The 9,921-nt window shown below is 44.2% G+C and carries 8 protein-coding genes, 1 tRNA gene and 1 pseudogene; 7 read left to right on the forward strand and 3 right to left on the reverse strand.

The genetic code is table 11. The annotated features are described in order from the left end of the window. Positions 1 to 204 (forward strand): annotated as a pseudogene (locus AB5903_RS20845) (IS1182 family transposase); the annotation flags it as partial. A 99-nt stretch (positions 205 to 303) separates the two neighbouring features. Here AB5903_RS20845 and AB5903_RS20850 read toward each other — a convergent pair. Together AB5903_RS20850 and AB5903_RS20855 are read right to left on the reverse strand one after the other, a co-directional pair. Next, positions 304 to 1,782, reverse strand: a complete 1,479-nt coding sequence (locus AB5903_RS20850) for a tagaturonate reductase (protein WP_368118223.1) — start codon at positions 1,780 to 1,782, stop codon at positions 304 to 306. 65 nt (positions 1,783 to 1,847) lie between these two features. After that, positions 1,848 to 2,909 (reverse strand): substrate-binding domain-containing protein, encoded by a 1,062-nt coding sequence (locus AB5903_RS20855; RefSeq protein ID WP_117740421.1) that lies wholly within the window; start codon positions 2,907 to 2,909, stop codon positions 1,848 to 1,850. A 230-nt stretch (positions 2,910 to 3,139) separates the two neighbouring features. Here AB5903_RS20855 and uxaC point away from each other — a divergent pair, with 230 nt between their 5' ends. Next, the gene (uxaC, locus tag AB5903_RS20860) at positions 3,140 to 4,546 is read left to right on the forward strand and encodes a glucuronate isomerase (RefSeq protein WP_005654141.1); all 1,407 of its coding nucleotides are present in this window, start codon (positions 3,140 to 3,142) and stop codon (positions 4,544 to 4,546) included. A 117-nt stretch (positions 4,547 to 4,663) separates the two neighbouring features. On the opposite strand, the gene AB5903_RS20865 is transcribed toward uxaC, so the two are convergent. Further along, on the reverse strand, positions 4,664 to 5,356 hold the full coding sequence (locus tag AB5903_RS20865) for an HAD family hydrolase (RefSeq protein WP_005654140.1): 693 nt from the start codon (positions 5,354 to 5,356) through the stop codon (positions 4,664 to 4,666). Between the two features lie 78 nt (positions 5,357 to 5,434). Here AB5903_RS20865 and AB5903_RS20870 point away from each other — a divergent pair, with 78 nt between their 5' ends. From AB5903_RS20870 to AB5903_RS20890, 5 genes are all read left to right on the forward strand, one after another. Continuing rightward, positions 5,435 to 6,817, forward strand: a complete 1,383-nt coding sequence (locus tag AB5903_RS20870) for a peptide MFS transporter (RefSeq protein WP_368118224.1) — start codon at positions 5,435 to 5,437, stop codon at positions 6,815 to 6,817. A 268-nt stretch (positions 6,818 to 7,085) separates the two neighbouring features. Next, positions 7,086 to 7,889 (forward strand): MBL fold metallo-hydrolase, encoded by an 804-nt coding sequence (locus AB5903_RS20875; protein ID WP_005654138.1) that lies wholly within the window; start codon positions 7,086 to 7,088, stop codon positions 7,887 to 7,889. Positions 7,890 to 7,983: 94 nt separating this feature from the next. Continuing rightward, positions 7,984 to 8,056, forward strand: a tRNA-Lys gene (locus AB5903_RS20880). 242 nt (positions 8,057 to 8,298) lie between these two features. Continuing rightward, on the forward strand, positions 8,299 to 9,438 hold the full coding sequence (locus tag AB5903_RS20885; RefSeq protein ID WP_060386313.1) for a site-specific integrase: 1,140 nt from the start codon (positions 8,299 to 8,301) through the stop codon (positions 9,436 to 9,438). A gap of 2 nt (positions 9,439 to 9,440) precedes the next feature. Next, positions 9,441 to 9,605, forward strand: a complete 165-nt coding sequence (locus tag AB5903_RS20890; protein ID WP_165593230.1) for a helix-turn-helix domain-containing protein — start codon at positions 9,441 to 9,443, stop codon at positions 9,603 to 9,605. The last annotated feature ends 316 nt before the right edge of the window (positions 9,606 to 9,921 follow it).

Genomic DNA, 9,921 nt, shown 5'->3' on the forward strand with positions numbered 1-9,921 from the left:
AAACGTTTCCGACATTTTGGAAAGGACAAGGTCTTCATGGACTTTGCCTTCCTAGCCATTGCCTTCAATATAAAAAAGATGTGTGCAAAACTGACAAAAGAAGGTATGAACTGGCTGATAGGATGGTTTTATGAGCTTACTGTCGCTTTATTTAGATGCTGGAGACACATAAATCAAAGAAATCTTCGAATTATCGCAGCTTGAAGAAAATAAACCGATTTATATCGGTGATAAACAAGAAAGAAGGTGCATCGTGCATTACGACACACCTTCCTGTTTTTCTTTTGTCATACCGATTCTTTATCAGAGAATGCTTTTTACTGTTTCCAGCATACCCTTCTCCTGGATAGAGTTCAGGAAGCCGGTTACCATATCCGTCAGTCCCGGAATGGCGTTCAAGTCTCCGTGCTCGCCCCAAATGAGGTCTTTGGCTGCCAATACGCCTTCCGCTACTTTGCGGGTATCGCCTGTTGCCCAAAGGTCTTTCAGCAGTTGCATGATTTCGGGAGCGTCGTTCGGAGTGATTTCAGCGCCGTCGGCACGCACGCCGCCCTTGTAATATGTGATGATGGCGGCAAGACCGAGTACGAGGCCTTTCGGAAGTTCGCCCTTGCGTTCCAGGTAAGTCTTCAAGCCCGGCAGGTCGCGGGTCTGGTATTTCGGGAAGGAATTCAGCATGATGCTGGTTACCTGGTGTTCTACGTAAGGATTGTCGAAACGTTCCAATACATCGGCGGCAAACTTCTTCAGTTCGTCCATAGGCAGGTTCAGCGTCTGCATCAGTTCGTCGAACTGTACTTTACGGACATACTTGCCGATAACGGGGTGGTTGCAGGCATCGCGCACGATGTTTACGCCGCTCAGGTAAGCCACCGGAGAAAGCACGGTGTGAGGACCGTTCAGCAAAGTAACCTTTCTTTCGTGGTAAGGAGCTTCGGACTTCACGAAGAGTACGTTCAATCCCGCCTTGTTTGCAGGGAACTCCTCTGCCAACTGGCGGAGAGAGAGATTCTCGGCTGCCTCGATAACCCACAGGTGGAAGATTTCGGCCTGTACAACCAGGTTGTCGGCATAACAGATTTTCTTCTGAATCTGCGCAATCTCCTTGCGCGGGAAGCCCGGAACGATGCGGTCTACCAGAGTGGCGCATACATAGCAGTACTTTGTGAACCAGGTCTTGAACTTCTCGTAATCCGCTCCGAAGTCTTCTTTCCACAGTTCGATGTACTGGTAGATACATTCTTTCAGGTGATGTCCGTTCAGGAAAATCAATTCGCAAGGCATGATGATAAGGCCTTTGCTCTTGTCGCCCTTGAACGTCTTGAAGCGACGGAACAGCAACTGGGTCAGCTTGCCCGGATAAGAAGATGCGGGGGCGTCGCTGAACTTGCAGTTCGGGTCGAACGCGATGCCGGCTTCCGTGGTGTTGGAGATAACGAAACGGATTTCGGGCTGGTCGGCAAGCGCCATGAATGCAGAGTTCTGAGAATAGGGATTCAATGCGCGGCTGATGCAGTCGATACGCGTGAGGCTGTTTACCGCTTCACCGTTCAAACGGCCCTGCAGGTTGACATGGTAAAGGCAGTCCTGGCCGTTCAGCCATTCCGCCATTCCTTTTTCGATAGGCTGAACCACTACAACACTGCCGTTGAAGTCGGTCTTTTGGTTCATGTTGTAAACAATCCAGTCTACAAATGCACGAAGGAAGTTACCTTCACCGAACTGGATGATTCGTTCGGGAGCAACGGACTTGGGAGCCGTCTGTTTGTTTAATGCTTTCATCTTGAAAATGATTTTAATTATGATTGTTGGATTATGATTGATAGTCTTTCTTACTATATGCAGGATTATTCAAACTCAAAATAGAAGTCGATGTTTTCCTTCATCAGGATGTCGATAGGCATATATTTTACGGCTGTGACCGGCTTTTTGAATACCACGTGATTGCACAGTGCTTTGATGCCGCAATAACCTTGCAGTCCCGGCCGCTGCCCGATGAGATAGTTCACTTCGCCGTTTTTCAGGTGTTCCACATTCTTCTGAAGCAGGTCGTAGCCGACCAGTGCATCCAGCTTCAGATTCTTTTTCTGCAAGTAGTCCGCCACTTGATACACGCGTGAGTTGAACACGACCCCTAAAGTGGCTTTGGGATGTCCGGAGAAGAAAGCATCCAGCACTTCCTCGTTGGCGGCGGTGTCTTCCTTGTGGAGAACGACATCGTGTATAGTCAGGTTCTTGTGCTCGGCCGCAAGATACTGCATAAAGCCTTCCAGGCGCCGTTGCATCTGCACCTCGGCGGGGCTGTTCTTCTGATTGTTCAGGAAAAGCGCCAATTCCTGCCCTTCCCGGTAGCGGCGCATCAGTATTTTGGCGGCAATGTATCCGCTGACTTTGGAGTCCTGGCCTATATAGCATAGTGCATGAGTCTGCTCCATATTGAAGTCGATGAAGGCATAAGGTATCTTTTTATCTTCCAGATACGATGTCAGCTTCAGGGTATCATCCTGAAAATTCGGGGCTATCAACACCCCGTCGGCAACAACGGATTGAAGTTGCGCACATGCCGTTTCATAGGACGCTTTATCCGCATGGCTGTAAAAAAGATAGTCCACCCCTACATTGAACGGCCGCAGCTCTTGCGCGGCACGGTCTATGCCCGCCGCAACGGAGTGCCAGTAATCATGCTCTATATAATAAGGTATGATACATACTATATGGTAGCGCTTTTTTGCCGCCAGACCTATGGCAAACATGTTGGGATGATAATCGATTTCATCGAGGACTTTTTGAACCTTATCTCTGCTTGCACGGGATACGTCGCCCCGGTTATGAAGCACGCGGTCTACGGTTCCGGCAGAGACGCCGGCCATGCGTGCAATGTCTTTTATCGTATAATTCTTGTTTTCCATCTTCTCCCGCCCTAAGGTGTTTAAAGGTCTTACATTTAAAACTTAAATATTATAAATATTTGCCGCAAAGATACGAATTATTTTGTTTCTCCAAGTAAAATTTCTACTTTTGTGTTCGATAACGGTTAATAAAAGCAAAAAGCGTTATCGAGCCTATTAGCTTTACAATCAATACTATATAGGTGTAACGACAAGAAAGTAAAATTTTTAGATACTTAAAACACAAGAAGATGAAAAACTTTATGGACGAGAACTTCCTGTTGCAGACTGAAACCGCGCAGAAGTTGTACCACGAACATGCGGCTAAAATGCCGATTATTGACTATCACTGTCATTTAATTCCACAAATGGTAGCAGACGACTACCAATTCAAGTCACTGACGGAAATCTGGCTGGGCGGCGACCACTACAAGTGGCGTGCCATGCGTACCAACGGTGTGGACGAACGTTTCTGTACCGGCAAGGACACCACCGATTGGGAAAAGTTTGAGAAATGGGCGGAAACCGTACCTTATACTTTCCGCAATCCTTTGTATCACTGGACGCACCTGGAGTTGAAGACGGCATTCGGCATCGACAAGATTCTGAACCCCAAGACCGCACGTGAAATCTACGACGAATGTAACGAGAAACTGAAACAACCCGAATATTCTGCCCGCGGCATGATGCGCCGTTATCACGTGGAAACCGTGTGTACTACGGACGACCCCATTGACTCGCTGGAATATCATATCAAGACCCGTGAGAGCGGATTTGAGATAAAGATGCTTCCTACCTGGCGCCCCGACAAGGCGATGGCGGTGGAAGTTCCCGGCGATTTCCGTGCTTACGTAGAGAAGCTGGCGGAAGTAAGCGGTGTGACTATTTCTACTTTCGACGATATGATTGCCGCTTTGCGCAAGCGTCATGACTTCTTTGCCGCCCAGGGATGCAAGCTGTCCGACCACGGCATCGAAGAATTCTATGCGGAAGACTATACGGATGCGGAAATTAAGGCAATCTTCAATAAGGTATATGGCGGTACTGCACTGACTAAGGAAGAAATCCTGAAGTTCAAGTCGGCTATGCTGGTTGCCTTTGGCGAGATGGATTGGGAAAAGGGCTGGACACAGCAATTCCACTACGGGGCTATCCGCAACAACAACAGCAAGATGTTCAAACTGCTCGGCCCGGACACTGGTTTCGACTCTATCGGCGAGTTTACAACCGCCAAGGCGATGGCTAAATTCCTCGACCGTCTGAATTCGGAAGGCAAACTGACAAAGACCATTCTGTATAATCTGAACCCATGTGCCAATGAGGTAATCGCTACCATGTTGGGCAACTTCCAGGACGGTACTGTTGCCGGCAAGATTCAATTCGGTTCGGGATGGTGGTTCCTCGACCAGAAAGACGGTATGGAAAAACAGATGAATGCACTCTCCGTACTCGGCCTGCTGAGCCGTTTCGTAGGTATGCTGACAGACTCGCGTTCTTTCCTCTCCTATCCGCGTCATGAATATTTCCGCCGCACGTTGTGTAACCTCGTAGGCCGTGATGTGGAAAACGGTGAAATTCCCGTTTCCGAAATGGAACGCGTCAATCAGATGATTGAGGACATCAGTTATTACAACGCCAAGAAGTTCTTCCAGTTCTAAAAGACGGGAATGAGATAATTTTAAAATCAGCCCTTCCATGCTTGATACCTTATGGCAAGCGTGGAAGGGCTTTTCATTGGATACCGCTGAATTAAGCTTTCCTGTGCAGCAGATACCTTACAGGAGATATTCCATTATATCCGTGATGTTTTTTAACCGGATGAAGTTGGGATGCGCAATATCCCCATCATGGGTTTCATACTGCCAGGTGACGTGGTAAGGAATGTGGGCTGCATATCCGCCCAGCTCCAAAACCGGCAGTATGTCCGACTTGACGGAGTTTCCCAACATCAGGAAATTCTGCGGGGCGCATTCCACGGTGGTAAGTAGTTTCCGATAATCGGCTTCTTTCTTGTCACTCATTATCTCGATGTGGCAGAAGTAGTGCATCAATCCCGACTCCCGGACTTTTCTTCTTTGGTCGAACAGGTCTCCTTTGGTCGCCAGTACCAGCCTGTATTTTCCTTGCAGGCGGAGCAGCACCTCTTCCACCCCATCCAGAAGCGTTACGGGTCTTTGCAGAAGCTCCTGCCCCAACCTGACGATTTCTTTCACGCAATGCATGTTACCTTCTCCTCCGGTAATCCGGCAGGCTGTTTCAATCATGCTGAGCATCATGCTTTTCAAGCCGTAGCCATACATGTGCAGGTTTTTCATCTCTGTCTTGAACAGCTCCTGCGAAACGGCACTCTGCGGTTGGTATGCTTTCAGTAAATCACAGAACTGATGCTCAAACTCCTGAAAATAAACCTCGTTTTCCCAAAGGGTATCGTCTGCATCGAATGCTACTACTTCTATTTTATCTTTCATACGTTGTCCGTTTTATTGTTATTGAGTATATTTGCTGCAAATATAAGTAATTAAAACATAACTATTAATCAGTAAAGGATGACTCAATCACCCCAAACTAATGCCAAAGGTTTCAGCAAAGCCTTTTGGGTAAGCAACACAGTAGAACTTTTTGAACGCATGGCATATTATGCCGTATTTATTGTTCTTACCATTTATCTGTCCAACATTTTAGGTTTTAACGATTTTGAAGCGAGTATGATTTCTGGTCTGTTTTCGGGCGGACTGTATCTGCTTCCCATTTTTACCGGAGCTTATGCCGACAAGATAGGTTTCCGTAAATCAATGATTATCGCATTTTCCTTACTGTCTGCAGGATATTTGGGTCTGGGCGTGCTGCCTACACTGCTGGAAGCTGCCGGACTGGTGGAATATGGCGAAGTTACGCGCTTTTCAGGGCTGGCCGACAGTAGCGAACGGTGGATGATTGTTCCCATTTTGTTTGTCATCATGCTCGGCGGTTCGTTCATCAAATCTATCATATCCGCATCGGTTGCGAAGGAAACCACCGAAGCAACCCGCGCCCGTGGTTATTCAATCTTTTATATGATGGTGAACTTCGGTGCTTTTACCGGAAAGACCATTATCGACCCCTTGCGCAACGCTATCGGTGAGCAGGCCTATATCTATATCAACTTCTTCTCTGCCACAATGACTATTCTGGCGTTGCTGTCCGTTGTCCTTCTGTATAAATCGGCACATACGGCAGGCGAAGGTAAAAGCATGCGCGAAATAGGCCAAGGTTTTCTGCGCATCATCACCAACTGGCGTTTATTGATTCTTATCCTTATCGTAACTGGATTCTGGATGGTACAGCAACAATTATATGCCACAATGCCCAAGTATGTTATCCGTATGGCGGGCGAAACGGCCAAGCCGGGCTGGATAGCCAATGTAAATCCTTTTGTTGTGGTTTGCTGTGTAAGTTTCATCACCAGGTGGATGGCAAAGCGTACGGCTATTACGTCCATGAACATCGGTATGTTCCTGATTCCTGTTTCCGCGTTACTGATGGCGTGTGGAAACCTGCTGGGCAACGAGATTATTTCCGGCATGAGCAATATTACATTGATGATGATACTCGGTATTGTAGTTCAAGCTTTGGCGGAATGCTTTATTTCTCCGCGCTATCTGGAATATTTCTCTTTACAGGCTCCTGAGGGAGAAGAAGGCATGTATCTCGGATTCAGCCATCTCCATTCTTTCCTGTCCTCTATTTTCGGTTTTGGCATAGCGGGTGTATTGCTTACCAAATATTGTCCCGACCCGGCTTTATTTGCAACCCGGGAAGCTTGGGAAGCTGCCAGCGTCAATGCGCATTACATCTGGTATTACTTTGCGGGAATAGGATTGGTGGCTGCCATAGCGTTGCTGATTTTTGCCAAAACCACCGAATCCATCGACAAAAAGAAGAAAGTATAATCTTTTATATTGCATATTTTCGCTATATTTGTCGCCCGATGTAAAGACAGGTCGCATCCGGCATAAATTAAGCATGCTTAATTCTGTCCTCATGGCACTGTCTTTGAGGGGTGTCGAAATACACTTGATGATTTTTTAGGCACGGATTACACGGATTTCACGGAAAAAAGAATAAAGAAAATCTGTGCTTTCCATGTAATCCGTGCCTAAAAAGAAACAAATAATAAGCGAATTTTAACATACCCTCTTTTTAATTAAGGAGATTAGAATGAAAGTAAGATTTATAAGCCTTGCAAGTGGTAGCAGTGGCAACTGCTATTATATAGGCACAGAAAAATACGGAATACTTATTGATGCCGGTATCGCTGTCCGTACCATAAAAAAAGGATTAAAAGAGGCAGGTATCAACATGGAAATGATACGTGCGGTGTTTGTTACCCATGACCATGCCGACCATATAAAAGCGGTAGGCGGATTGGGAGAAAAACTGAATATACCTATTTATACAACGGCACGCATTCACGAAGGTATTAATAAGAGTTATTGCATGACGGAGAAGTTGCATTCATCCGTCCGCTATCTGGAGAAACAACAGCCTATGCAACTGGAAGATTTCCGTATCGAATCTTTTGAAGTTCCTCATGACGGTACGGACAATGTGGGATATTGCATCGAGATAGACGGAAAGGTATTCTCTTTTCTTACCGACCTCGGAGAAATAACTCCTACCGCAGCACATTATATCTGCAAAGCCAACTATTTGATACTGGAAGCCAATTACGATGATGAAATGTTGCGTATGGGTACTTATCCCCAATACCTGAAAGAGCGCATAACCGGTCGTACCGGACACATGAGTAACATTGATACCGCAGAATTCCTTGCAGAAAATTTCACAGAACATCTGCAATACATCTGGCTTTGCCATCTAAGTAAAGATAACAATCACCCGGAACTGGCCTATAAAACCGTTGAATGGAAATTAAGAGAAAAAGGTATCATCGTAGGTAAAGACGTACAACTCTGCGCTTTAAAGAGAACTACGCCTTCCGAACTATATGAGTTTGAATAAAAATATGCCGATTTCATCGAAAAAAACTCCTGGAATTGTTTGCAAAATAAAATAAAAGGACTACCTTTGCACCCGCAAATGAGACATTGGCGATGCACTCTTAGCTCAGTTGGTAGAGCAACTGACTCTTAATCAGTGGGTCCAGGGTTCGAATCCCTGAGGGTGTACTTGAAATAAGGAGGTTTAAGCCTCCTTATTTTATTGGTTTACAGTAATTTAATTGATTAGACATTATGTAAATTGATGTCTAAAGGAGTATCAAAAGAGAGTATAATTGCATCAAATTAGGACACGGTATCGCAAAAAGTAATATTTGTGTGATACCAAATGTGATACCGGGTGTGATACCAAATGAAATCTTCCAATTTTCTCCTTATCTGCATTTATTAATCATACTTAAAGTAAAAGTATGAACAATGTATCTGTACGGCTCGTCTTTGATAGAAAGCATGTAGCCACCAAAAAACATCAGGCCTCTGTGCAAATGGAGATAACCTATCAGCGGAAACGCAAGTATATCGGAACAGGGATAAAGCTCTATTCCGATCAATGGAGTAAAGACATGAAAGTCAAAAATCACCCTCAATCATTGGTTTTTAATCAAAGGTTGAATGACATGGTAGCTGGGATATATGACTTGGCCTACCAAATGTCTTCCCAAAACATTCCTTTCACTTTTGAAAGATTAGAGCAGTATTTAGGCAATTCATCGTCTGAAGTTACAAGCTCATTCCTATCCTTTATGGAAAAGAGAATATGTGAGCGGCAAGTAAGTGATTCAACCAAACAAAGACAAAGATGTGTACTAAAGGCGCTGAAGGAGTTTGGTAGAATAAAAGACTTTGCTGATATTTGCTATGAAAATATTAGAGCATATGATGAATTTGCTAAGAAACGATGTAAGTGCCAATCTTCGGTATATAATTATCACAAGATACTGAAGATATTTGTAAGGGAAGCATACGCTGCCCATTTGATTTCGGAAAATCCATATCAAAATTTCAAGTTGGATCACGGTAAGCGCGTACTAAGACGGTTTCTAACAAAAGAAGAACTCATCAAGATTGAAACAAAACAGATTGATGACATTTGTTTAAGCCGTGTAAGAGATATTTTTCTATTTTGCTGTTATACTGGTTTGGCGTATGCAGATTTGGCGGCTTTTAATTTTAAAGACGCTGTAATGGCTAACGGAATGTATAGAATAAGAGATCACAGAATAAAAACAGGAACGCCTTATAATATATCGCTTATGGATAAGGCTATGGACATATTAAAGAAATATGACTTCAAATTACCTATTATATCTAACCAAAAGTATAATTTATATTTGAAAATATTAGGTGCGTTCTGTGAGATAAAAAAGAAGCTGACAAGTCACGTTGCCCGACATACTTTTGCAACTTCTATTGCATTGGCTAACGGAGTAAGAATTGAGGTTATAAGCAAAATGCTTGGGCATACAAATATTCAGACTACCCAATTATATGCGCATATATATCAATCTGAAGTTGATAAAGAATTTGAACGACTCAATAAGATTATATGAATATGAAATTTATAACCGTGAGAGAGGCTGCCGAACTTCTTCGTGTATCTTACAAAACCGTACAACGATACTTGGCTGAAGGAAGGATACCATACACTAAGCCAGCCGGACGAATATTGATAAAGGAACAAGACTTGATGAACTTCGTTAATATGACGAATAGATAAAATATATGCCTCGGTTACTTTGCACTGTGTGTCATTTATGACCTACCCAAATAGGTAAAAGCCCAGATTACTGTTTTGACATATGGTATTCATCCTAAGTGACCGGGGTATTTTCTTTTGTTAGAAGAAAGTGAATTATGATTTTAGGATAATCAAATCAAAATACATTAAACGGGTACGTTTATACTCTGGTTCCAGGTCCAGTTTCATGTATTCTATCTCCTCTGTAATATTTTCAAATCATTAGTGTCCCGTTAAAATGGGACGAGTTAAACAATTAATCAAAAAGCCCCGGAATCAGGGGATCATTTAGATC

This window comes from Bacteroides sp. 2201st1_D9_2201SCRN_220225, assembly GCF_040928965.1.
Classification (GTDB): Bacteria; Bacteroidota; Bacteroidia; order Bacteroidales; family Bacteroidaceae; genus Bacteroides; species Bacteroides stercoris.

What these genes read in the sequence shown, in the direction of transcription:
- AB5903_RS20850 (WP_368118223.1), bottom strand. Translation starts at nt 1,782, where the DNA reads ATGAAAGCATTAAACAAACAGACGGCTCCCAAGTCCGTTGCTCCCGAA.
- AB5903_RS20870 (WP_368118224.1), top strand. Translation starts at nt 5,435, where the DNA reads ATGACTCAATCACCCCAAACTAATGCCAAAGGTTTCAGCAAAGCCTTT.
- AB5903_RS20875 (WP_005654138.1), top strand. Translation starts at nt 7,086, where the DNA reads ATGAAAGTAAGATTTATAAGCCTTGCAAGTGGTAGCAGTGGCAACTGC.
- uxaC (WP_005654141.1), top strand. Translation starts at nt 3,140, where the DNA reads ATGAAAAACTTTATGGACGAGAACTTCCTGTTGCAGACTGAAACCGCG.
- AB5903_RS20855 (WP_117740421.1), bottom strand. Translation starts at nt 2,909, where the DNA reads ATGGAAAACAAGAATTATACGATAAAAGACATTGCACGCATGGCCGGC.
- AB5903_RS20885 (WP_060386313.1), top strand. Translation starts at nt 8,299, where the DNA reads ATGAACAATGTATCTGTACGGCTCGTCTTTGATAGAAAGCATGTAGCC.
- AB5903_RS20890 (WP_165593230.1), top strand. Translation starts at nt 9,441, where the DNA reads ATGAAATTTATAACCGTGAGAGAGGCTGCCGAACTTCTTCGTGTATCT.
- AB5903_RS20865 (WP_005654140.1), bottom strand. Translation starts at nt 5,356, where the DNA reads ATGAAAGATAAAATAGAAGTAGTAGCATTCGATGCAGACGATACCCTT.